This is a genomic window from Vibrio sp. R15-SG3-ISO1A (genome assembly GCF_059833955.1).
Genome location: NZ_JCBDGH010000083.1, coordinates 22,311 through 46,605, shown reverse-complemented (window position 1 = coordinate 46,605; position 24,295 = coordinate 22,311). Strand labels below are relative to the sequence as shown.

Sequence of the window (24,295 nt, the reverse complement as noted above, 5' to 3'; positions counted from 1 at the left end):
ATTGGATGTGACGACACGATATGGATGCGGTTAAAAAGGTCTACCAGTATGCAGAGCCCAATCTCTCCCTTGTTGGGTGGATGGGGGCGATTGGTTTTCCTCTCTACTATCTGATTTGGCAATACATTTATCCTCAGCCTTATGAAGACCTGTTGCTGAGAAGTGTCTGCTCCGTGATGCTGCTCGTACTCGCTTTGCGCGAGTTTCTTCCGGCGACATTGCAGCGCTATATGCCCTATTACTATTTAGGCTGTGTGGCGGTCTGTTTACCGTTTTTCTTCTCCTACATGCTGTTTAAGAACCACTGGTCAACGGTGTGGGCGATGTCGTTTATGGCCTCGATTTTTTTGCATGTCTTACTGGTACACGAAACAAGGGTCATGTTGGCGCAAGCGTTTGTCGCTGTCGGCTTTGCCTATTTGTTCGCCGGGGACTTGAACATGGTTAACTACAACCCCGCACCGGATGTGGTTTGGCCATACATTCCCATCTTTTTGTTCACTTATGTCTTTGGCAACCTGTTCTATTTTCGTAATCAGGTCGAACATGAAGCGAAAGTGGCGATTGCGAAGTCGTTTGGTGCTGGGATTGCTCATGAGATGCGTAATCCGCTCAGTGCGCTGAAAGCCTCCGTGGATGTGGTGAACTCCTCTTTACCGGATGTCAGTCATCAAGATGAAGAGGTCAAGATGTCAAAACAGAATGTTCAAGTTATCAAAGAGATCCTGAACAACGCTGACGTCATCATCAATAACGGCAATGAAGCGATCGATCTGTTGCTCACCTCCATTGATCAAAATCGTGTCTCTCGCTCTACCTTTGTGCGCCATAGCGCCGCTGAAGTGGTAGAGGACACTCTGGAGAGTTTCTCTTACCCCGGCGTGCACTCCAAGAATCTCGTCTCGCTCCATATTGAGCACGATTTTGACTACTTTGGTAGTGACGTATTGCTCAAATATGCCTTGTATAACCTATTGAAAAACGCCTTTTACTATCAAAATAGCGAAGATTTTTCGATCACCGTGACGCTCGCCGTTCATCACGATGTCAACACCATTACTGTGAGAGATACCGGGGTCGGGATAGAGCCGAAGAAGCTTCAGCATATTTTTAAAGATTTTTACACCTCAGGGAAGAGCTCCAGTCATGGGCTAGGCTTGCCGTTTTGTAAACGGGTAATGCACTCATTTGGAGGCAGCATCAGTTGCCAATCCGAGTATGGCGAATGGACGGAATTCACGCTGTTTTTCCCAAACTACGTCTCTGAGCAAGTCAGTCATATCAAACACGATCTGATGAAAGACAAAGCGATTGTCTACATTGGCGAAGACGCCAAAATCATGCGCAAACTGAACGAGGACGCTTTCTACTCCGGTTTCAAAATGATCCGATGGTCGTACAGCGAAGCCAGCGCGCGTGAAGAGTTCGAGTTTGAGTACGATCTGATTTTCGTCGATCTGGATGGTTTAAACGAAGCGCAGTTTAAGCACTTGGAATCCAAGTTGCACTTTACCGAAGCCAAACTGGTGTATCTGTTTGAACCTAATCGCGTCTATCATGACGCGTTTAATCGCTACCTCACTTTTTATCCTCTGGAAAAGCAGCGGGTGATCTCAGAGGGCATCGCGCTCATCGATGAAGTGATTTTTGATTCAAGAGAAGGGAATCGCAACCTCATTCCTCGCAAGCGACCTACGGCAGCGAAGCGGATTATGATTGCTGATGACAACAGTTCGCTACGCTCGCTCACCGCGATTTTGTTGAGCAAACAAGGTTATCAAGTCATTGAAGCGCAAGACGGTAATGATGTGTTGGAGAAACTCGACCAAGAGCCGGTTGATTTGGTCATCATGGATATTGAAATGCCCAAGTTAGATGGCTTTGATACCACGCAGAAGATTCGTCACTCTCAGCAGTCTTACGCCAATGTGCCGATCGTCGGCCATACCGGTGATAATCGTAAAGAAACCATGGCGCGCATAAAAGAGGTGGGTATGAATGACTACCTCATTAAACCGGCCGATAAAGAACACTTATTTGATAAAATATCTGAGTACCTATAAGAATAAAAATAGGGCGAATTTATCGCCCTATTTTTTATCCGAAATGACACCTTTCCTTGTTTAATTTGAATAAATACTGTTTAGATAAAACGTAAATTTTTATCGTGAAATGCCGATTCAGCCACTAACGCAATTTTGTGCAACTCCTCTGCTGTTAATGCACTGTGCAGCGACAGGCGCAAAATATTTTTATTGTCGGGCGTTGCTGGCGTACAGAATACCGATCCGAACACGCCACGTTGCTCAAAATAATCACGAACTTTGCGGGTATTGGTCTTATCTCCGGTTTCTAAGCCGATGATCTGTGATTCGCTACGAATATCAAATCCGACATCTGCCAGCGCTCGGCGCATCCAGGCCGCATTTTGATGCAACTGTTTACGCGCTGGATCACTTCCCTTGATCACCGCGAGGGTTGCATCGATTCTGTCGAGTTCACACGCCATCATCGCCGAACTAAATATCGATGGGAACGAGACATAGGGCATCACTTCGCCCGTGTTGTTGTTACACCAAACGGCTCCAGCGCGGTAGGCAAAGGTTTTGGCAAGGCTGGCAGTGAGAAAGTCAACCTGCTGCGTTAAACCGAGTGAAGCCACCAACCCTGCGCCTTTCGGGCCATGTGTACCCAATGAATGGGATTCATCGACAACAATGGCGCAACCCATACTTTTCGCGGTCTCAACCAGTTCTGTAAGTGGGGCAATAGTGCCAAGGGTGCTGTAAATGGAGTCTATCAGGACGATGCCTGGACCGTGTCGTTTGATTAAGCGCTTAAGGTGTCTCACATTGTTGTGCATGAAAGGATGGATATCAGCACCGGCGATTCTCGCGCCCTCCCAAAGCGACATATGGGCGAAAAAGTCGATATAGACCTTGGTATCTGAATCACATAGGGTCTGCAATAGACCGATATTCGCGATCCAACCAGAGGGGGCGATGGTGCAGTGTTCAAAACCGGTATAATCCGCCATTCTCTGCTGCACCGTTTTGTCGAGTGCATCACTATGAAGAAAGACGTTCGACATAAACGCGCTCTCTTGCCCCTGTCTGAGGGAATTGATTTGCGCGTCAATAATCTTAGGGTGATTGGCGAGTGATAAATAATCGTTGGATTGGAGAAGAATATCTCCTTGTTTAGGCTTCTTACCCAGCACCAAATTACGACCATTATCTTTTGTTTTAATTAGGTCATCAACATAGTGCGAAATACGTTCATTAACGAACGTCGGAAGTGGCGAACACTTATCAAGTGTAAACATAATCATATCCTTTTCTCAAAACAATTGAATGGCCAGCTGACAAGGATATGTATGAACCTAATGGATTATTCCGTCTAGTAAAATAGTTTGTTTTTTGAGCGTATTAGCAAACAAAAAAAGTGTGTAATGACTATTAATTAATATTTATTACCCTTTTGGGGTCTAACTCATGCAAAATCATCAAACGTTAGCGTATCTCAGTCTCTATATTTAGGTGGCGCTTGAGAGTAAATTCAAGATTGTGAGGTGTGATTGCGATCCAGTTCTGGCCAATACATCTTGATGTAGCCGATGCAAACCCAAATCACCAATACGGTCGCAATGGTGAGCTCAAACAGACCAAAGTTATGCAGCCAGTGCCAGTGTGGGTGAGCCTGTTCAAAGAATGACGTTAAGCGGTGCATGGCGATGGCGCTGATGACAGAAGGGAAGGTGACCGCAGCGATAGAAGGTTGGAACTTGAGCCTGAGCAAACGGATGTAGCATAGGTAGATAAGCAGGGTCATGGTGATGGCAATCCCCGCTAGCGCGCCGGTGAGGATCGGGTCTGGCTCGCTGAAATTGACCAAATACGTGGCTAAGGTGAGGTTGATAGGCGCAGCCATAATTGCCAATGTGGGCCTGGCTCGGCGCGGTAACATCCCCTCGAACACTAGGCGATAGAGCACGAGCGGCAGCATAAAAAAGTAGATGGTGATACAGATGGCAACAATGGTTTCAGAAAATAGCGTTAAACCAAATTGGGAACCTGCGAGCGAGCTACTGATCACGCCAACAGGATAGAGAAACCAACTCGGCACAATGTTGGACATTTTAAAGTTGCGAAGTTGAAAGCCAAAGAACAGCACCATCATGGTTAAGTGCAGCATTAACGCTGCGAACCAAAGCGGGTAGGCGATAATAGGAGAGATGATCGCCAGATAGTCACACAAGATGAGCAACGCCATACTCATCGGTGCCATTAGACTGCCACTAAGAGGGTGGCGAATGTCATTCATGAAGGCATGGTAGTTCGAATACTTGATCAGAACGGGAGTCAGTAGCAGTGCGCCGGCAAACGCAAAATAGGGCCTAAGTATGTCACCAACGTCGGGCATATAGAGTGCCCATGCTTGCCCAAGGCCTATCATGCCAAGTGCCAAAGAAGACTGAGAAGGAGGGACGTTGTGAAATTGTGTTAGGCGTTTCCAGTTCACCGGATTTCCGTTTCTATTGTGCGTGAGTATTGCGGATTGATTGAGGGCGAATGGTATCAAGCCAAACGGTTGCCAAGCAAGTGTTGACGAACGTTAGCGTGATTTCGCCGCACAAGTGGTCATTATACCTGTGGTTAGCGTTAGCCCAATCGATAATCGTGCAAAGTTGAATTGCACTTTTGTGAGAAAAGTTCAACTTTTAATCGATACACGAGAAAATAGTGCCGCATAAAACTTGCGAACTGGCCGAAATCGACCATAGTTAAAGTGTAAGGCAAATGACCCGACCCGCATGGAGGAAAATACCGCCTTACCTACAATTTGGATGGATTCAACAAGTCAATTCAGTAGCCTCGTTTTTAGATCTCGAAGCAGACATAGACTTCAAGATTCGCAGACTCACGATTGAGTAACGAGGGATAGGGCGCACAACCAAGTGCGCCTTTTGTCGTTTAGGAACCCGTTAAACGAATGTTCTCGTCGATTCTAGTGGGGTATTGCTAGAAACCGCCAATCGTTTGTGTTTATGATCACAGAGATTCTTGGGATTGATAAAAAACGCCAACCTTGATCAGGTTGGCGAGGGGCGATTGACGTTGCTAGATGTTAGAAGTGGCGAGAGCGACTAGACCGTCTCTTTCTCCCAGCTCTTAAACGGCTGCTTCATTAGCATCGAATTATAGTACCGGCTCTGGCCGGTGACTTCGTCGCCGAGCCAGACAGGTTTGTCGAAGGATTCGTCTTCAGAGCCGAGTTCGACTTCTGCTACGGTGAGCCCTTCGTTGTCGCCATAAAACTCATCGACTTCAAAGGTGTGTTGCCCTGCGCTGACCAAGTAGCGGGTTTTGTCTATTACACCAGGCTCACAGATGGCGAGGAGGGCGTTTGCTTCTTCAACGCTGATTTCACGTTCCCACTCAAAACGGCTAGCACCGCTGTCACTGCCGATCCCTTTGACGGTCAAAAATCCTTTGTCGCCTTTTACGCGAACTCGCACAGTACGTTCAGGAACGGAACAGAGATAGCCTTGGATGATGCGTGTTGCTCTATGGGCATCTTTTCGGTATTGGTCACTTTGGACCAGAAATTTTCTTTCGATTTCAATCATGCTAGGGCTCCTAGTTCGCCAACGGTTTGTTGATCATGCCAATCACGCGTTTGATCGCTTGAAGGTAGTTGATGTTTTCCACTTGAGTCAGACCGACATCGCTCAAGGTTTGCTTAATGTCTTCTATTTCAGTGGATTCTGAGTTGATGGTACAGATTTTTGCGCCATTGACGAGCACTTCACCGTATTCACAAATGGTGTCATTGACCATGTAGCCAAAGCGGTGTTTGACCACATTGACCGCTTGAAGGTCTGGATGTGCATCGATAATTGCGAGGAACTCATCCAACGTATAAGTCTCTTGTTTAAGAGTGGGCATCTCAACTTTAAACGCAGGGAATACTTCGGTCTCAAGCTGCGCGGCGGGGATAGGGAACTCACCTTTCATTAGAGGATTCCACTGCTCCAAGCCATCGACCGTTTGTACATAGGTTTTGATATCCATCTTGCCGTCGCGAATTTTGGTGTTATTGACGTCGTTGGTGCGAGACAAAATATAGATTTCGGCGCTGGTGCGCTCCCACACCTTTTCAGGTACAGGGACAGAGAGCCTTGCCATACGTGCTGCAGGCGCTGCAAAGTCTTGCCCAAAAGAGCGAAATTCAAAACGGGGTTTAGACACTTCACCAATGACCATTTTATCACTCATTCGATTTCTCCTTGATGTTCGATAGTGTGTTCGTGTCTTTTTAGACTAGCGCCACTGTGGCAAGAAAAACTGTGATCGAAATAGTAAAAGAACGAAATTAATCTGACACATATTTGTTTTTGACATGTCAGTTGTTAACTAATAAGTCCTAACCTTCTGTTTAATAAGGGTTGAGGTGATTAGTCTCTCCGTTACTGAAAAGTTAAATTCGTGATCGGAGATAAAATTGTCATATTTAGTTGGGTCTCAAAAGTTTGAAATTGATTTCGATCAATATTTATCCGCTGTGCTGGTGAGATTCTATGAGGGAAGAAATAACGATAATAAAATGACCGAAACAAAAGGATCTCGATATGGAAAAAATTCAGCATTGGCATCCAGGAAAAGATGCCGACCTACCCGACGAACCTGTAGTGGATAACACCCCATCGACACCGGTTCACGATCCGTTAGACATGTCACAATACAAAATGGGCAAAGTGGTCGAGCGTCCGCCAACGAAGGCTGGCCTTGCGATGAAGAAGTGGGGGCTACCCGCTGCCGTTATCAGTTTTGTGCTGTTTAGCTTTGTGTTTAATTTTGAGTCTTTGGACCAAAAAGCGCAGTACATGCTAGGGCTGTTTGTCGCCTGTATCGTATTGTGGATTTCAGAGTCTATCCCCAATTACTTAACGTCGATCGCCTTGATTGTCAGTGTGATTTTGTTAGAAATAGTGCCGCAAAAGGCTGCGCTCGCGGTACTTGGTCACCAAATTATCTGGCTTAATATTGCGGCATTTATTCTCGCCTCGGCCTTGGTCAAAACCAAGTTGGCAGAGCGGGTCGCGCTGCTGTTTATCGTTAAGTATGGTAAGAATGCAGGGTCGATATTCCTCAGTTTTATTGCGGTGAACTTGATTCTCAGTGCTTTTATCAATGCGACGGCGGCCAAAGCGGCGCTACTGATGCCGATCTTTATGGTGGTCTCGGCGGTGTATGGCGCCACGGGTGAGAAGAGCAACAACTTCGCGCGTAACTTGATTCTGCATAACTTGCTGATGATCAATGCCGGTTGTAACGCCTTCTTAACCGGTTCTGGTGCAAACCTAGTTGCGGCGGGCATGATGGTCGGTGCTGGTGCGTCACTCTACTATTTCGATTGGTTGCTGGCGGGTTTGCCGATCACTATCGCACTGGGCATCTTTACCTACATTATTGGTGTGAAATTTATTTTCCCACTGACGAAGGAAGACGAAACACCGAAGCTTGAAGGCGGAATGGAGTCCATCCAGAACGCGCTTGAGAAACTGGGTAAAGTGCATTGGGATGAGATCAAAGCCGCTGCTATCTTCTTAACCGTATTGGCATTTTGGGCGACCGACAAACTGCACGGCATTCACCCAACGATGGTGGCTTTGATTGGTTCTATCATCATGCTAGCCCCTCAAACCAAGCTGATTACTTGGAACGACGTTGATTTACCTTGGCACTTGTTGATCTTCTCCGCAGGCGCGTACGCGATTGGTGCTGGTCTTTCGGCCACTAAAATCATGGAGATTGCGATCTCAAACATGATGGACGCACTGGGTATGGAGAGCATGAGTTACTTTGCGCTCTACAGTATCCTCACGGGCATCTTTATCGCCTCACACTGGATTTTCCAGAGTAAAACCATGCGCACGGTGATATTTATCCCGATTGTTATTGGTATTGCGCAGGCGATGAACTACGACATCCTTTCGCTTGCGCTACCTGTCGCTCTGTGCATCAACGTGTGCTGGACGTTTCCGTTCAACTCTAAGCCAGCGGCGCTGTTGTACGGCACCAACAAGTACACTATGGGCGAAACGTGGCGTTATGGCTTGTGGACCAGTATCTTCACTTGGCTATTAATGCTAGTGGCTGGACAAACTTGGCTGATGTGGATCGGCATCTCTCCGGGCTTTTTCTAACCTTTTCCCTCTGACTGAGCGCGCGTCAGGCGCGCTCATCCCCTTATAAGATTCTATTCCAGGCCACTGGAAGGGCCGCCCTCGGCCCGAGGAGACATAATGAAAACAAAATTTAGCTTTATGAACACCACCCATCAGCTCAAACGCAACATTGACGCCTTTTACGATTTACTCGGCGATTCTACCGATGTGTTTCGCATCATCCTCAAACTCTATCTCGCCAATAGCGTTGCACCGAGCAAAGATAATGAAACCCAAATCGAGCTGCGTTTTGAGCAGTTGAGTCGAATCGAAATTTCAGCCGATAACCTGCGCCGTGATGTTGAAAGCATTCTGTATGAGAAAACGTTAGTCCCAGATCTTCGCAGTGATTTGCTCAAACTGATTGAAGGGGTCGATGTGTTGATTAACTTGCAACAAGCATCGGCGTTTAACCTTATCAATGAAAGACCCACGATTCCCCAAGCCTACCATGATGATTTTCTGGAACTGCAAACCACAGTGGCCCAGTGCTGCGAACATCTGATCCAGGCGTGCCGCGCGTTTATGCGCGATCAGAATCAGGTCAGAGACCATGTCCACAAGGTGATATTTGTTGAAAGTGAGGCGGACAAACTGAGTACACGCATGAAACAAAAGGTTTTTTCCTCCGAACTGGAATTAGCACAGAAGATCCACATTCGCTACTTTATCGAGCGAATTGATAATGTCGCAAATTTTGCAGAGGACATTGCTGACTCCCTGGTAATTTACGCCATTAAACGCTCATTGTAGGGGGCGCTATGGATATCCTCATTCTGATTTTTCTATCAAGCGGCCTATTTTTAGGTTGGGCATTAGGGGCAAACGATGCTGCTAATGTCTTTGGCACCGCCGTTGGCAGTCGAATGGTGAAGTTTTCCACTGCCGCGATCGTAGCGTCCATCTTTGTGATTCTTGGTGCCACCATTAGCGGTTCGGGAGCGGCGCATACGCTGGGTAAGCTTGGCGAAGTCAACGCACTTGGTGGTGCTTTTGTGGTGTCACTTTCTGCGGCTTTAACCGTGTTAGTCATGACTAAATGTGAACTGCCCGTCTCCACAGGGCAAGCGGTAGTGGGTGCGATCATTGGCTGGAACGTGTTTGTTGGGATTGATACTGACACCCAAGTTCTGATGAACATCTTATTTACCTGGGTATTGTGCCCGGTCTTGTCTGCCCTGATGTCGGTGGTGATTTATTTAGCTGTGAAAGGGTTTCTTAAACATGTAAAGCCGCATATTTTGACGCTGGACTGGTCTTCACGAGCGGCACTGATCATCGCAGGTGCGTTTGGCTCTTATAGCTTGGGTGCGAACAATATCGCCAATGTGATGGGCGTGTTCGTCAATGCGGTATCGCTCGATGAGATCACGCTGGCTTCCATCACCTTTGGCACGGCCGAACAGCTTTTTCTAATTGGTGCGATTGCCATTGCGATCGGTATCTTTACCTACTCTAAGCGCGTGATGCTGACCGTCGGCAATAGTATGATGCCGCTTACGCCGATTACCGCGGGTATTGTCGTGATGTCGCACTCCGTCGTGTTGTTTCTATTTGCCTCCGAAGGGTTAGAATACGCGTTGGCCAGTCGCGGTTTACCAACCATTCCTCTGGTCCCGGTGTCGAGCTCTCAAGCGGTGGTGGGGGCGATCATCGGTATTGGTTTGCTCAAAGGTGGGCAAGAACTTGATTGGAAAGTGCTCGGTAGAATTGCAACGGGGTGGGTCACCACGCCTCCTATTGCGATGGTGAGTAGTGTACTGCTGCTGTTTTGCTTGCAAAATATTTTCAGTCTCACTGTTTACTCCCCACTGCATTATCGCGTGAGCCCACATGTGGCTGAGGAGCTAAGTCAGCGCAGCGCGCAGGAGTGGGATTTGAGCGAGCTCTATGGTACGACTTACACCGACATTCGCTCGTTCAAAGCGGCGCTTGAGCCGTTATCTTTGAGTGAATCAGCGCAGCAGGCGGTAATTGAACTCGCCCTGCTAGAACCTATCAAAGTGGATGTATCTCTGCTGCCACACGCTTGGACAGAGAGTCTAAGCCCCGCTAGGCTTGAAGCATTGCATACCTTGGGTGCGCGAGAGTATCAACACTCATGGCAACTGCTTAAAGCGCTCACCCACACCAGCAGCGATTGGCGCGGCGCAGAAGATACGGTATTGAATAAGCAATACAACCGTCAATTGAAGCAAGATTACGCGACCTTGATTCGCTACTCGCATCAAGCCTATTGATGGGTTCTGGCAGAAGAAAAGAGGCATCCAGTGATGACATTGGCTGCCTCTTTTTACTTACGTGTCTAGGTCACTGTGGCAGGTGAGTGTCTCGAAGTGCGTTTTGCCAAAGCAGTAGGCGCTGGTGTCTTCACGTTGGTGATTGTCGTTATCTAACCATTGCTGGAATACATGGCTTAAGTCATCAAGGCTATTGATGGTGTGTTGACGCGCAGCCGGAGTGCAAAAATAGCGAATAATGTGCTGCATGTACTCAAAGCATAAGCCATTAATTTTGGAGCTGTTGTAGGCTTTGATTTTAACGTGTTCGATTGCGTGTTGGTTGAGGTATTGCTGGAAAGAGGTGTTGTCGTTAGGGGCAAAGAACTCGGCGCCTCGGTCAGTGAGCACGCGTTGTACGCTTATGCCATACTTCGCAAGAAAAGGCATGACGGTGTCCGATAGCAATGCGGTGGCGCCGTCGCTGTCACTGCTGAGCGAAAAGCGCGCAAAGGCGAAGCGGCTAAAGCTATCAATCGCCAGATGCAGGTAGACGGTGCCCAATTGGGGGAAGTAGTCGAACTTAATACTGTCTTGCACCAGAAGATCGCCCGGACATTGTGTATCGAGTTGGCCTGACGCGTTTTTTAAGCTGTTGGCTTGAATATTAAGCGCCGCAATTTGCTTTTCAGATAGGGTGACTTGGCCGCTTTCCGCTTTGACCTTAAGTGCGGTAAGACGTTTCTGTTTGGTTTCCAGATCATAACGCAGCCAAACAGAACGCACACCGTTGGGCGATATGGCGTAACCTTGTTCGCTGAGCGCTTGCGCGACTTTTTTTTGCCCTAGCTCTGGGTGTTCAAAGGTGTACTCAATCAACTTACTTTGAATCTCTTTTGCCACGCGGTTGCGTAGCAGAGGCTTGGCGCGGACCTGCTCAACGAGCGCGGCTTCTCCGCCTTGCTCATAGAGCTTTTTCAAGCGGTAATAACTGTCTCGGCTGTAGCCATAAATTTTGCACGCTTTAGATACGTTACCTAGCTCATCGGCCAGACGTAAAAACGCCAATTTAGAACGTACTGAATCATCTTTCATAGACGAGAAAAGCCCTTGTATCAATCCTTTATCGACCCGGTCAGAGCGACAAATAGTCTGTTTGATAGTAACGTTATAAGCAAAAAAAAGCAGTCAATAATCGACATTGACTGCTGCAATCTATGTTTTCAATCACAGAGTTTACGCTGGGAGAGACCTTTCACTCGCTGGGCTGAGCTGCTCAAAGATGAGGGCGCTGACATCCTCTTTAAGCATCCAATCTTGCACATCGATTTGGATAAGCCTTGTCTGTTGGCTAAATACCGACTGTTGGTAATAGCTCAGTACTTGTGAGGTAATGTGTTGATAAACGGCTAAGCGTTTCACGACGGTGTTGGGATTGTCATCACTGCGCTGCTCAAGTGGTTCGCCGGTGATATCGTCAACTCCGCTACGTTTTGGTGGATTATAGATAAGGTGATAACTGCGCCCGGACGCAGGGTGAATTCGCCGACCGCTGAGTCTTTCAATAATGCACGCATCTGGCACATTGAGCACCACGATCTTATCGATGTTTATGCCAGCTTGATGAAGCGCTTGTGCTTGCTCAACGGTGCGAGGGAAGCCATCCAAAAGATAGCCTGATTGGCAATCTGGTTGGGCTAATCGCTTGGCAAGTAATGACAAGACGATATCGTCATCAATCAGTTTGCCTTTCGCAATGGTCTCTCTAATGGCTTTTGCTTGCGGTGTTGGTTGCTGACACTCAGCTCGCAATAAATCCCCGGTTGAAATTTGCGTAATGCCTAAAGTGTGCTCAATCACTTGCGCTTGTGTGCCCTTTCCAGAGCCGGGAGGGCCGATGATGATCATCTTCATGGGAGGCCTCCTACTTGCCACAAAAGGTGGGATCAAAGTTATAGACATACGCGGTTTTGGTGATGGAATCGGGGGCGACCCACTGCTTCATCCCTTGCATGGCTTCAAACAGCGCCTTGGAGCGGTGGACCACTTTTCGGCTGTAGCTTGCACTGTTATCTTCGTAGCTAAATGAAATTTCAGCGACGACAGGTTTCTCGTTTTTACCAGGTTGATTGAGATACCATAATGTCAGATCAAATTCGGCATCTAATTTGCCTAGATCCACTTCAAGACCACTATAGACACGCTCATAAATGGTCAGGTTACCCACTTTTTTAAGGGGTAGGGCATCACTTAGCGCATAGCGATCAGCAAAGCCACTAAAGCGTTGGTTAATGTGCCCGAGTGAGTCGATGACATCATGGTTAGTAAACTTAGTTGAGGCGCTATAGATGGCGCGAAATGTATTGTGACGATTGGCGCTGACGTCGAGCTCCATTTTGGATTTGGCGCTAGGCTCGCTGGACGTCACGTCGTCAAAGCCGACAATGTACCGGTCAGGGCTACGAAATTTTAATGATACGGACGATTTACTATCCACGCGCTCTCGATATGAGTAGCCGTTTGCGTTGAGCATACATTCGCCCGGCACGTCATAAAAAGAGACACTTCGCTGCTTTTTTAGTGTCATGGCGTCGGATGTTGGTCTGTCGATAGAGGTGCGAATCACCGACTCTAATTCTTGAACAAAACGCGCGACATCTTCTGCTTCACTGGAAAACTGAAAGCGTTGATGCTCAAGCATTAACTTGTATTCACGGGAGGTAACCTCAGGATTTGCAAGGGCAGCAGCGCTCGCGAATAGGCTTAACAATCCAAGAGTGTGGAGTTTCATAACGCCTCCTTGTTGGCGATGGTAGGATTGCAGACTATGTTAGAAAAATATGCAGAGTAAAAACTGGATCTAAATAATAAATCCGAACTTAATCTGACATTTGTGTCTATTTTGTGACCGCGATACGTTGTGCGCTATCTGTTTTCGCTAAGGTCTCTCATTGTGTCTTCCACTGCGAATCATTTTTTAATCCGCGTATACAAACGGGGCTTTTTAGTTACTTTGGGTTTTGGCGGCAGTTTAAGGACGCCTTTTTGCAAAATCAGGTTGTTGGGGTAGGTGATGATGTGGCCCTTTTCGTGTTTGATGTGGACATGAAAAGTGGTGATGTCGACAATCACTCCGGTGACGTCCTCATCTTTATCGATCACTTTGACCAAATCGCCGACGCGGTATGGGAAGACAAAGAAAATCAAAAAGCTGGCAGTGACGTTACTGAGTATCGACCACTGAGCAAACAAGGCGACGCCGAGCACAGCGAAAATCGACGAGAGAAACAGCGAGACATCGCCATATCCAATCCCTGAGGCAATCAAAAACAGCGAAATAAACACAAAGTAGAGGGCAATGTTCAAGCCGCGAATGATAAAAAAGGTGCGATTATTTTTCGCCTGCTTTTTACGCGCCATGGCGTGAATGGTTTTCACTAGGATGTGTTTGATGAGCTTTAAGGCGATGAATAGAAGGAAGGCGAACAGAAGTTTACCAAGAAGCGATTCAGAGACGTTGAAGCCGAAAATTTGCATAGTGTCAGTAATGTCGTTGGGTTAAGCCGTGAGCACAGTGGAGCCATGATGTGGCAATCCGGTCTCCTTGTCTAGCGATACGGGTTTGGCTCACAAACGCCGAATAAATAGAGCAGAACGGATGTTCAAGGTTGCTATCACTGAGCGCGGAGGAGGCATGCGCTCAGTGATGGGCAAAAGAGGTGATTCTTAGCGAAATATCACGACTCGTTGTCGGGTTTAATGAATGTGCCGTAAATATCACTGCGGCGATGTTTGAGGTTGGTGACTGAACCTTCGGTGTTGAGCTGCTTGAGCTTGGTCAAATCGACATCGGCGAAGATGATCATCTCGGTGTTGGCGCTCGCTTCGGTTAAGGTCGCGTCGTGAGGGAAATAGATGTCGGACGGCGAGAAGACCGCAGACTGAGCATATTGAATATCGACATTATCGACTCTTGGCAAGTTGCCGACACTGCCGCCAATGGCGACATAACATTCATTTTCAATCGCTCGAGCTTGAGAGCAGATCCGCACTCGCTGGTAGCCGTTTTTGGTGTCGGTCCAGAAAGGCACAAAGATGATTTGCACGCCTTGTTCGGCCATCATTCGGCCCAGCTCTGGGAATTCACTGTCATAGCAGATCAAAATGCCGACTCGACCAGCATCGGTGTCGAACACTTTCACATTGTCGCCACCATCAATCACCCAGTCTTTTTGCTCGTGCGGGGTGATGTGAATTTTGTATTGCGCGTCAATGTCGCCATCACGGTGCAGCAGATAGGAGACATTGTAGAGCTGATCGTCTTCCACCACTGGCACACTGCCGGCAATGATATTGATGTTGTACGTGACGGCCATTTGTGAGAAGCGGTTTTTGATCTCTTCACTGAAACTGGCGAGAAAACGAATCGCTTCGACGGAGTTTTGGCCAGTCTGCAAGCCCATTAACGGGGCATTAAAAAACTCTGGGAACAGCGCGAAGTCCGCTTTGTAGTTAGAGAGAGAGCTGACAAAGTATTCGGCCTGGTCCATCAAATCGTCGAGATCGCGCATGGCGCGCATTTGCCACTGAATCACGCCGATGCGGACTAAGGTTTTTTCAATGTCGTGAACAGAGATGATGTCCTCTTCATAGAAGAAGTTGTCCCACTCAAGCAGGGTAGCGTAGCCTTTCGATGCGTCATCTTCAGGCAGATAATTACGCATCAAGCGCTTTACATCAAAATCGTTGGCCAGCTGGAACGAGAGAATTGGGTCGTGCAGTTTGCGACGTTTGACCTGATCGATGTACTCGGGCACGGTCATTTTGTCGGCGTATTTGTGATAGTTGGGGATACGTCCCCCCGCCAAAATCGCCTTGAAATTCTTGTTTCGGCACAGTTCTTTGCGCGCGTCATAGAGGCGGCGTCCTAAACGTAGGCCGCGATAATCTGGGTGGACAAATACATCCAGCCCGTACATGGCATCACCCGAGGACTGGTTTTGAATCACGTTTTGCTCGGTAATGATGTCTGTGTAGGTGTGCGGCAGAGAGAAGCGGTTGTAATCGACTTTGATCGTCAGCGCAGCGCCAACAATTTTATCGTTATCAACAATACAGATTTGCCCATCAGGAAATTGGTGAATCAGGTCCATGATGGTCATTCGTGGCCATGCGCCACCCACATCGGGAAAGACGAGGTCCATCAGCTCTGCAAGCTGAGGATAATCACCCGATTCAATTGTACGTAAAGAGAGTCTTGGAGTAGTGCTATCCATTTAATCATGTCCTTGTTACCACAACGAAATCAGCATGCCACAAGCGCGAGTTAACATAAACATAACTGATGCAAAAAGTCCCTTTAACGTTTTGAAATAAGTCACATAAAAAATATGGTTATTACGGCATGCTGAATCGGTATCCCAGTTGAAGTCCCGATGTATTTGCCCTTAGGTGGTCCTATGCAGAGCGTTATTCGAAAACTCACATGGAAGACGATTCGGCGGTAATCCCGCCCACACTCCCACGCCGATGACCCCATCTAGGGGATATGACCACGTACAGAAGCTAGGAGGCGTTATGCCACTTAATAAGATACGCAATATTGCATTTGTCGGTCAGGCAGGTAGCGGTAAAACCACGCTGATCGAAAAACTGCTCTTCACCTGCGATGCCACCACACATCTTGGCAGCGTTGAAAAAGGCGATACTGTCACTGATTTCGACGCTCAATCGATCCAATATCAACACAGCATTGAAGCGACCCCTGTTGCCCTCAGTTGGCAGCAGCACAGACTCAATATTATCGACACCCCGGGACAAGCAGAGCTGCTCGGGCGCACATTCAGTGTCTACCCTGCGGTTGAAACCACGGCGCTAGTGATTGACCCGCAGATGCCCATCAACCAAACCGCTGACCGTCTCTACGCCTTTGCTAAGGCGCAGAAAAAATGTCAGATGATCATCATCAACAAGCTGGATAATCATGGTGATAGGCTTGAGCAAGTGATGGAGATGATAATAGAACATTTCGGTGATTACTGTTTGCCGATTAACCTGCCTTCCCGTGATGGTAAGACAGTCGTCGATTGCTATTTTGAGCCCAACTATGAACAATCAACACTGCTTACCGATGTCGAAGCGGCGCACGAAACCTTGATTGATCAAGTGATCGAAGTCGATGAAGAGCTGATGGAACTCTACCTTGAGCAAGGTTCAGAGTTGACGGCGGGTCAACTGCATGACCCTTTTGAAGAGGCATTGCGTACCGGGCACGTTATCCCGATCTGTTTTGTTTCTGCTCAAACCGGAGCTGGTGTGGAATTGCTGCTGCGTACGCTCAGTGAAATTATGCCCATGCCAAACGAAGGTAACCCGCCGCTGCTCGTCAAACAAGGTAAACAAGTGCGCGTCGATTGTGAGACCTTGTCGCACAGCGTGGCACACGTCTACAAAGTGAGCGTTGACCCTTATATGGGCAAACTGGCCTATTTACGAGTGTTCCAAGGTGAAATTAATGCCGGAAGCCAACTCTTTATAGGCGATGGTAATAAACCGTTCAAAGTTGGGCATCTCTATCAGTTGCAAGGCAAAGAGCGGCGCGAGATTTCAAAAGCGTTAGCAGGGGATTTCTGCGTGCTCGCGAAAGTCGATGAGCTGGAGTTTGATGCGATTGTTCATGACTCTCATGATGAAGATGGCGTGAGCCTAAAAACGCTCGATTTCCCTGACTCTATGTACTCTCTGTGCCTCAAACCGACCAAGCGTGGCGACGAGCAAAAACTGGGTGACGTACTGAGCAAAATCGCCAGTGAAGATCCCTCTCTGCGGATTGAGCACCGCGCCCGCACCAATGAGACCATCATCAGCGGTCAAGGCGAGTTCCACCTTAAAGTTGCGCTGGAGAAAATGGAGAGCGTCTACAAACTGCAAGTGGAAACCAGTCAACCTAGCGTTGAGTACTTTGAAACCATCACCAAGCCAGCGCAAGGCCATTACCGACACAAAAAACAGAGTGGTGGCGCGGGGCAATTTGGTGAGGTAAGTTTGTCGGTTCGACCGCTGCCGCGCGGCGCGGGCTTTGCCTTTGTCAATAAAGTGGTTGGCGGCGCGATTCCTACCTCGTTGATCCCTGCGGTTGAAAAGGGTATCCGTCAAGCGCTAGAAGAGGGTGCGATCTCAGGCAATCCTATTCGTGATATCGAAGTGACTGTGCACGATGGAAAATATCACTCGGTGGACTCCAAAGAGATCGCGTTTGTCATCGCAGGGAAAAAGGCGTTTCTTGATGCTGTCAATCAAGCGGATCCGATTGTGCTTGAGCCTATCGTCCAGATGGAGTTGCAAATTCCTACTCAAAACGTCGGCGATGTGTCGGGCGACCTGTCGGGTAATCGCGGTTTGATTGAGGGGACGGTGCCAATTGACGGTAACTTCACGCGCTTGCAAGCCAAGTCACCGGTTAATGAGCTGCAAGATTACGCGCGCCGTCTACGCGCCCTCACCGGAGGCGAAGGCAGCTTTAGCATGACGCTCAGCCACTACGAGCCAGCGCCGGTTCAAGTGCAGCAGCAGGTATGCCAATCGTCGAACGCCTAAATGGGTGGAGTTCAAGTTGAAACGAGCGCCAACCTGAGTTGGCGCTTTTTTTGATTCTGAAGTTTTGGCTCTGAAGTGAATGCGGTTACCGACAAGCCCTTGGGTTGGCTAGGCGTGATTACTCACACGGCACATCGAAAATCAGCGCTTCCACGCTGGTGGGGTGGAGTATGTCTTGTGGATCCACATGGAACTTACGCGACATCATGGTATTGAACATGCGCCAGTGATTGAGTAAACACTGCTGATAATCACTGGTTTCATCTGCCCAAGTTTCTTTCATAAATGGGGTCAGGCTAGCGGCGCCGTGGGCAAACATCATCATCAGCCACTTCATTTCCAAAATCTTAATGGGTGCCTCAGGGTGCGCTTGGTTGTACTCGGTTTCGAGCGATTTGACGATGTTCTCAATTTCACCACTGTTATCGATAAAGTAATCAAACAGCGCATCTTCTTGGCGCACGGCGTCTGCGATCAGTTGGATCGGTTGCTTGAAGTGCAACATATTTGCCAACAAGTGGACCGCAAAACGATAGAGCTGCACATTCGGCGGTGCCCCTTCGGGCATGTTGTCCAAGATGGCACGCATGTACTTTTCCATGTAACGGTGCAGGCCGTCGCTGATGGCGTACCAAATTTGTTCTTTGCTGCCGAAATGATGGCGGATCAGGCTATGAGACACGCCAGCTTTTTCACTGATATTACGTAGCGACACGCGTTCGTACCCCAGCTCACAAAACAGCTCAGTGGCGATGTTCATGATTTCACATTTGGTTTGCTCAGCGTCTTGTGCGCTGCGTCTACCTTGTTTTCTTTCTGTCATCGTTTTCTTTCATACATCTGCAACAGTGCAGTTTTACCAGATCTTAGTTCATCTTTCATTAAGCGGCGTGCCAAACCGCGACACTATAACAAATTTTATATTGTACGTGTGGAAAATAAATATTGATCCCGCCAATAAAACTCATATACTGCACGGGTGTGTAATAAATCGTGATGTGATAATAATGGATACATCGATACAGTCTATGCCTACCTTGGCAAAGTTCGCGCTTGTCGCTGCGGTGAGTTCGTGGATAGCCGGGTGCAATCCCGCTAATTCAGAGGTCACCAACCCCGTGGTCAAACCCGTTAAACTTCTGGAAGTGCCTGATTTGGACAAAAAGCGTTTTGACTCGTTTATTGCCAATATTGATGCCACTGACCGCGCGGAGTTGTCCTTTCAAGTCGCCGGTGAAATTGACACCTTGGCAGTACGTATGGGCAGTGAAGTGAAAAAAGGCCAGGTATTGGCCGAGCTTGATGACACCGATTACCGATTGGCCTACGACGCGAAACTGGCCCAGTACCAGTTGGCCAAAACCGCTTACTTGCGCGCCAAACAACTGCACGAGAAGAAGCTCATCAGTGTGGATACGTTTGATCAAAGTGAGACAGAATACAAAGCCGCCTCCGCCGCCCTAGAGCAGGCAAAGACAGATCTTGAATACACGAAGATCGTCGCCCCTTTTGACGGGGTGGTGTCGCTCACGTTCAGCAAAGAGAATCAAGTGGTTGCGGCGAATCAAGTGGTCCTCAATGTCATCAATAACGATGTGCTGGATGTGGTGTTCACCATTCCTGTGAGCTACGCCGAGCGCTATGGTTTGTCTCATATTGGTTCTTCTGACTTTGTGTTAGTGATGGATAGTCACCGTGACGTGATGATTCCTGCCCAATTCAAAGAGATTTCGACCGAGCCAGACAGCGACACCAACAGTTACCGCGCAAGCCTGACATTCACTCGCCCTGAAACGCTTAATTTGCTGCCGGGGATGACGGGTCAGGTGAAACTGCACAACGCGAAGTTGCAAGGTCAGTTTGCTATTGATGACAGTGCCTGGGTGAGCCGCGATCAGCATCATGGTGAGTTATATCGTTTTGATGACCAAACCCAAACGTTGGAAACTGTGCAAGTGTTGGTGGATGCGCAAGGCCATATTACCTCGGGTCTTAACCAAGGAGACTTGATTGTGCAAGCCGGAGTGGAACGCTTGATGCCCGGTCAACAAGTCAAAGCGTGGACCAAAGAGGGAGGTATCTGATGAAGTTTTCTCATCTTTCATTGGTAGTGATGGCGGCCAGTCTGACGGCAGCATGCACGCCAGACAATGCGCATCGTCCGCGCCATGATCTGTTGGTAGAGACGTACGAAGTGAACCACTCCGTCGAGAGTCAATTTCGCAATTTCAATGGCCAAGTGATGCCCGCAGAACTGACACCACTCTCTTTTCGTTTAGATGGCGAAATCAGTGCCATGTTGGTGAAAGAGGGTGACAGTGTCACTAAAGGTCAGGTGGTTGCGCTGCTCGATGATTCGAAAGAGAAGCAAGCCTTGATTGATGCTCAAGTTCGCTACGAGTTGGCGCTTAAACAGCAAAAACGCGGTGAGAACCTGCGCCAAGAGAACATGATTTCGAGCGCGGAGCTTGATCAATTGAGCGCCAACTTACAACTGGCGCAGGCAAACTTGGGCTTGGCAAAGGCACAAATGCACTATACACGCTTGAAAGCGCCGTTTGATGGTGTGATTGCGTCGGTTGAGAAGAAGAAGTTTGAAAACGTCACGCCGGGCGAGTCGGTGGTGTCACTGTATCAGTCGGATAATGTCTACGTGAAAATCGAAGTGTCCGATTCTGTGCTCGCCATGCTAAATCCGACCGTGAATGCTAAGCAATATCAACCTGTCGCGACCTTTTCTGGCTTAAGTGGCAGTTATCCGATGCGTTATCTTGAGCACACCAGTGAGCTTCACCCGCAAACACAAACTTACCAATTATGGCTGAGCATGCCCGCGTTGGATCAGCGGTTACTTCCGGGCACCAGCGCCAAAATTTCCGTCGATTTGGTCAAAGCGGGTTTGAGTCAAATCAACGCGTACCAAGTACCGATGACGGCCATTGATGCCGGGCGCGATCAGCAAGCCTTTTATGTCTGGAAACTGGAAGATGGCAAGGCGCATCGCTACGCCATCAATGTGGACCAAATTACAGGACAAGGCGCGCTGGTGGCCAGTGGTATTGAGCAAGGCGATGTATTAATCAACTCCAACCTACGCAAATTACGAGAAGGCATGGACATTTCAGGAGCGCAGCTGTGAGTATTGCCGAATATTCAATCAAGAACAAAGTGATCAGTTGGTTGTTCCTGATCATCTTAGCCGTGGGTGGCTACACCTCTTTCATGGATTTAGGCCGCTTGGAAGACCCGGCTTTTACGATCAAAGACGCCATGATTATCTCCACCTATCCGGGCGCGACGTCACAAGAAGTCGAAGAGGAGCTGACGTATCCGCTGGAGAAAGAGATTCGTCAACTGCCGTATATCGATAAAATCACCTCGACCTCGTCCAATGGCATGTCACAAATCACCGTGAGCATGGAAATGGAATACGGACCGGATGAATTACCGCAAATCTGGGATGAAATGCGTCGCAAGATCAATGATTTGAAGCCCAATCTGCCCAGTGGCGTCACTTCTGTTCAGATCATTGATGATTTTGGTGATGTCTACGGTGTCATGTTGATGTTGACCGGTCAGGATTACGACTACATCGAACTGAAACGTTACGCCGATTATTTACGCCGCGAACTGGAGTTGGTGTCTGGGGTGGGCAAAGTTGCGATCAGTGGTGATCAGCAAGAGCAACTGTTTGTTGAGATTTCTTTGGAGCGATTGGCGGCATTGAATCTTGATTTGAACTCCGTGGTGAGCTTGCTCGACCAGCAAAACAGCGTGCAATCGGCGGGGGAAATCATGGTCAATGGTCAAGTGCTGACCATTCGACCGAACGGTTCATTGACCTCTGAGCAAGAACTGCAAGATTTGATCATTCATGGCCGAGATACGGGGAATCTGATCCGTCTCAAGGATGTCGCGACCATTAGTCGTGGCATTGAGGAGAAACCGACCAATGTGCTGACCTTCAATGGTGAACCTGCGATCAACCTAGCCATCTCTTTTGGCGCGGGCGTCAATGTTGTCGAAGTAGGCAAAGCCTTGCAGGCGGAGTTGTCAGCGCTTGAAACCATCAAACCTGCGGGTGTGGATATCCACTATTTCTACAATCAAGCGGCGGAAGTAGAAAAGTCCGTCGATGACTTTATTGTCAGCTTAGGCCAAGCCGTGGCGATTGTGATCGTGGTACTGCTATTTGCGATGGGGCTGCGTAGCGGGTTGATTATTGGCGCTGTGCTGCTGCTGACCGTGCTCGGCACCTTCATTATGATGAAGCAAAATGACGTTGAGTTGCACCGAATTTCGCTAGGGGCACTGATCATTGCGCTCGGTATGCTGGTGGACAACGCTATCGTGGTGGTTGAGGGGATTTTGGTCGGTCTCAAGCGCGGTAAATCTAAGCTTGAAGCGGCCACCGACATTGTCAAACAAACCCAGTGGCCATTGCTTGGTGCGACGGTCATTGCGATTACCGCGTTTGCTCCGATTGGATTGTCCGAAGATGCAACAGGCGAGTTTATGGGTTCTCTATTTTGGGTACTCTGCTATTCGCTGTTCTTAAGTTGGGTGACGGCCTTGACCCTCACGCCATTCTTGGCTGACTTGTTGCTCAAAGAAGCGCCGCAAAGTGACGACAAGGACGCTGACCCATACCAAGGGGTATTGTTTGCCATCTTTGGTGCGAGCCTTAAATTCGCCCTGCGTTTTCGTTGGTTGACTGTCGCCAGCATGATTGGTCTGTTGGTGGTCGCGGTCGGAGGCTTTGGCCTGGTTAAACAGCAGTTTTTCCCACCGTCCAACACGCCGATGTTTTACGTCGATATGTGGATGCCGGAAGGCACCGACATTCGTGAAACCTTGCAAGAGACGCAGAAAGTTGAGCAGTTTATTCGCTCAAAAGAGAACGTCGAGTTTGTCTCGACCACGACGGGTCAAGGCTTGCAACGTTTCGCGTTGACCTACCAGCCTGAGAAAAGCTATGAAGCGTATTCTCAGCTGCAAGTGCGCACCCACGATCGCGAGTCGATGTTCACCTTGCTGGAAGAGTTAGATCAGACTCTGGCTGTGAGTTTCAACAAGCCGACATTCCAGTTTAAGCTGATGGAATTTGGGCCATCGCCTGCTTCAAAAATTGAAGCGCGTATTACCGGCCCAGATCCTCAAGTATTGCGTGATATTGCGCTGCAAGTGGAAGACGTACTGCTCCAAGATGAAGGGGCACGAAATGTGCGTCATGATTGGCGTGAACGCTCCAAGCAGTTGGTGCCGCAGTTCAACGAATCGAAGGCGCGCCGATTAGGTATCTCGAAACAAGACCTTTCCGATACGTTGCAAATGGCATTTGGCGGGAAAGCCATCGGCCTATTGCGGGATGGCACGCATATGCTGCCGATCTTGGCTCGTTTGCCCGAGCAAGAGCGCATTGATTTTGAATCGTTAGCCAATGTCAAAATTTACAGCCCCACGTTGCAAACTTACGTGCCAGTGGAGCAGGTGATTGACGGTGTTGCATTGGATTGGCAAGAGCCGCTCATCCAGCGTCGAGACAGAAAACGCACCTTGACCGTACTCGCCGATCACGATGTGTTGGGTCATGAAACACCGGCCAGCCTTTTTGCCCGCATACAACCGAAAGTGGAAGCACTGCCGTTGCCACAGGGTTATGAGATCTCTTGGGGCGGCGAGTATGAGTCATCAAAAGATGCCCAGCAGGCCTTGTTTGGTTCGTTGCCGATGGGCTACTTATTGATGTTCATCATCACTATGCTGCTGTTTAATTCGCTGCGTAAGCCATTGGTGATCTGGTTTACCGTGCCGCTCTCGATTATCGGGGTGTCGATTGGCTTACTGGCGACGGATATGCCGTTCAGTTTCACCGCGTTTCTTGGGTTACTGAGTTTGAGTGGCATGATTTTGAAAAACGGCATTGTGTTGCTCGACCAAATCAACATAGAACTGTCGGCAGGCAAAGATCCTTATCAAGCGGTGTTTGACAGTGCCATTTCCCGTGTGCGCCCGGTCAGTATGGCGGCATTAACCACCATTCTTGGCATGATTCCACTGGTGTTTGACGCCTTCTTTGGCTCAATGGCTATCACCATTATGGCAGGGCTTGGCTTTGCGACGGTACTCACGTTAATTGTAGTACCGGTACTTTTTGCCCTCTTATATCGAATTAAACCATCCACTGCCGGATAGTGAACCATACCTTGATTCGATAGTTAGGCAGCCCGGGGTTAAGCCGGGCTTTTTT

General features: G+C 48.5%; 18 protein-coding genes. 8 read left to right on the top strand and 10 right to left on the bottom strand.

Features of this window, described 5'->3' with window-relative positions; translation table 11 throughout:
- Positions 1 to 20: 20 nt before the first annotated feature.
- Positions 21 to 2,063 carry an ATP-binding response regulator gene (locus AC6R0L_RS13975; RefSeq protein ID WP_334551995.1) on the top strand — a complete coding sequence of 681 codons (2,043 nt, stop codon included), beginning with the start codon at positions 21 to 23 and terminating at the stop codon, positions 2,061 to 2,063.
- Positions 2,064 to 2,143: 80 nt separating this feature from the next.
- On the opposite strand, the gene cqsA is transcribed toward AC6R0L_RS13975, so the two are convergent.
- From cqsA to AC6R0L_RS13955, 4 genes are all read right to left on the bottom strand, one after another.
- On the bottom strand, positions 2,144 to 3,325 hold the full coding sequence (cqsA, locus tag AC6R0L_RS13970) for an alpha-hydroxyketone-type quorum-sensing autoinducer synthase (RefSeq protein WP_500629486.1): 1,182 nt from the start codon (positions 3,323 to 3,325) through the stop codon (positions 2,144 to 2,146).
- Positions 3,326 to 3,558: 233 nt separating this feature from the next.
- Positions 3,559 to 4,521 (bottom strand): TDT family transporter, encoded by a 963-nt coding sequence (locus AC6R0L_RS13965; protein WP_500629485.1) that lies wholly within the window; start codon positions 4,519 to 4,521, stop codon positions 3,559 to 3,561.
- A gap of 625 nt (positions 4,522 to 5,146) precedes the next feature.
- Positions 5,147 to 5,629, bottom strand: coding sequence for a CYTH domain-containing protein (locus AC6R0L_RS13960; RefSeq protein ID WP_500629484.1), 483 nt, complete (start codon positions 5,627 to 5,629; stop codon positions 5,147 to 5,149).
- Between the two features lie 10 nt (positions 5,630 to 5,639).
- Positions 5,640 to 6,278, bottom strand: coding sequence for a hypothetical protein (locus tag AC6R0L_RS13955; RefSeq protein ID WP_500629483.1), 639 nt, complete (start codon positions 6,276 to 6,278; stop codon positions 5,640 to 5,642).
- A 353-nt stretch (positions 6,279 to 6,631) separates the two neighbouring features.
- Between AC6R0L_RS13955 and AC6R0L_RS13950 the strand changes: the two genes are divergently transcribed.
- From AC6R0L_RS13950 to AC6R0L_RS13940, 3 genes are all read left to right on the top strand, one after another.
- Positions 6,632 to 8,209 (top strand): SLC13 family permease, encoded by a 1,578-nt coding sequence (locus AC6R0L_RS13950; RefSeq protein ID WP_500629482.1) that lies wholly within the window; start codon positions 6,632 to 6,634, stop codon positions 8,207 to 8,209.
- A 99-nt stretch (positions 8,210 to 8,308) separates the two neighbouring features.
- Entirely contained in the window at positions 8,309 to 8,983 is a 675-nt protein-coding gene (locus AC6R0L_RS13945; protein ID WP_500629481.1) for a DUF47 domain-containing protein, read from the top strand.
- A gap of 8 nt (positions 8,984 to 8,991) precedes the next feature.
- Entirely contained in the window at positions 8,992 to 10,470 is a 1,479-nt protein-coding gene (locus AC6R0L_RS13940; RefSeq protein ID WP_500629480.1) for an inorganic phosphate transporter, read from the top strand.
- A 57-nt stretch (positions 10,471 to 10,527) separates the two neighbouring features.
- Here the strand turns inward: AC6R0L_RS13940 and AC6R0L_RS13935 are convergent, their stop codons facing one another.
- From AC6R0L_RS13935 to AC6R0L_RS13915, 5 genes are all read right to left on the bottom strand, one after another.
- The gene (locus tag AC6R0L_RS13935) at positions 10,528 to 11,544 is read right to left on the bottom strand and encodes a helix-turn-helix domain-containing protein (protein ID WP_500629479.1); all 1,017 of its coding nucleotides are present in this window, start codon (positions 11,542 to 11,544) and stop codon (positions 10,528 to 10,530) included.
- Between the two features lie 141 nt (positions 11,545 to 11,685).
- Positions 11,686 to 12,363 carry an adenylate kinase family protein gene (locus AC6R0L_RS13930; protein WP_500629478.1) on the bottom strand — a complete coding sequence of 226 codons (678 nt, stop codon included), beginning with the start codon at positions 12,361 to 12,363 and terminating at the stop codon, positions 11,686 to 11,688.
- Positions 12,364 to 12,373: 10 nt separating this feature from the next.
- Entirely contained in the window at positions 12,374 to 13,240 is an 867-nt protein-coding gene (locus tag AC6R0L_RS13925) for a hypothetical protein (protein WP_500629477.1), read from the bottom strand.
- 179 nt (positions 13,241 to 13,419) lie between these two features.
- Positions 13,420 to 13,986, bottom strand: coding sequence for a mechanosensitive ion channel domain-containing protein (locus AC6R0L_RS13920; protein WP_500629476.1), 567 nt, complete (start codon positions 13,984 to 13,986; stop codon positions 13,420 to 13,422).
- Between the two features lie 200 nt (positions 13,987 to 14,186).
- Positions 14,187 to 15,725, bottom strand: a complete 1,539-nt coding sequence (locus tag AC6R0L_RS13915; protein ID WP_487901412.1) for a GNAT family N-acetyltransferase — start codon at positions 15,723 to 15,725, stop codon at positions 14,187 to 14,189.
- Between the two features lie 301 nt (positions 15,726 to 16,026).
- Between AC6R0L_RS13915 and fusA the strand changes: the two genes are divergently transcribed.
- A complete protein-coding gene (fusA, locus tag AC6R0L_RS13910; RefSeq protein WP_500629475.1) occupies positions 16,027 to 18,045 on the top strand; it encodes an elongation factor G in 2,019 nt (672 codons plus the stop codon).
- A gap of 118 nt (positions 18,046 to 18,163) precedes the next feature.
- Here fusA and AC6R0L_RS13905 read toward each other — a convergent pair whose 3' ends face one another.
- Complete coding sequence (locus AC6R0L_RS13905) at positions 18,164 to 18,868, bottom strand: TetR/AcrR family transcriptional regulator (protein ID WP_487901414.1); 705 nt, start codon at positions 18,866 to 18,868, stop codon at positions 18,164 to 18,166.
- A gap of 184 nt (positions 18,869 to 19,052) precedes the next feature.
- On the opposite strand from AC6R0L_RS13905, the gene AC6R0L_RS13900 reads away from it, so the two are divergent.
- The 3 genes from AC6R0L_RS13900 to AC6R0L_RS13890 are packed head-to-tail and all read left to right on the top strand — an operon-like array spanning position 19,053 to position 24,240.
- On the top strand, positions 19,053 to 20,129 hold the full coding sequence (locus tag AC6R0L_RS13900; protein WP_500629474.1) for an efflux RND transporter periplasmic adaptor subunit: 1,077 nt from the start codon (positions 19,053 to 19,055) through the stop codon (positions 20,127 to 20,129).
- Positions 20,129 to 21,184 (top strand): efflux RND transporter periplasmic adaptor subunit, encoded by a 1,056-nt coding sequence (locus AC6R0L_RS13895; protein WP_500629473.1) that lies wholly within the window; start codon positions 20,129 to 20,131, stop codon positions 21,182 to 21,184. The genes AC6R0L_RS13900 and AC6R0L_RS13895 overlap by 1 nt, the downstream gene beginning before the upstream one ends.
- Entirely contained in the window at positions 21,181 to 24,240 is a 3,060-nt protein-coding gene (locus AC6R0L_RS13890; protein ID WP_500629472.1) for an efflux RND transporter permease subunit, read from the top strand. Before AC6R0L_RS13895 ends, AC6R0L_RS13890 begins: the two co-directional genes overlap by 4 nt.
- Positions 24,241 to 24,295 lie beyond the last annotated feature (55 nt).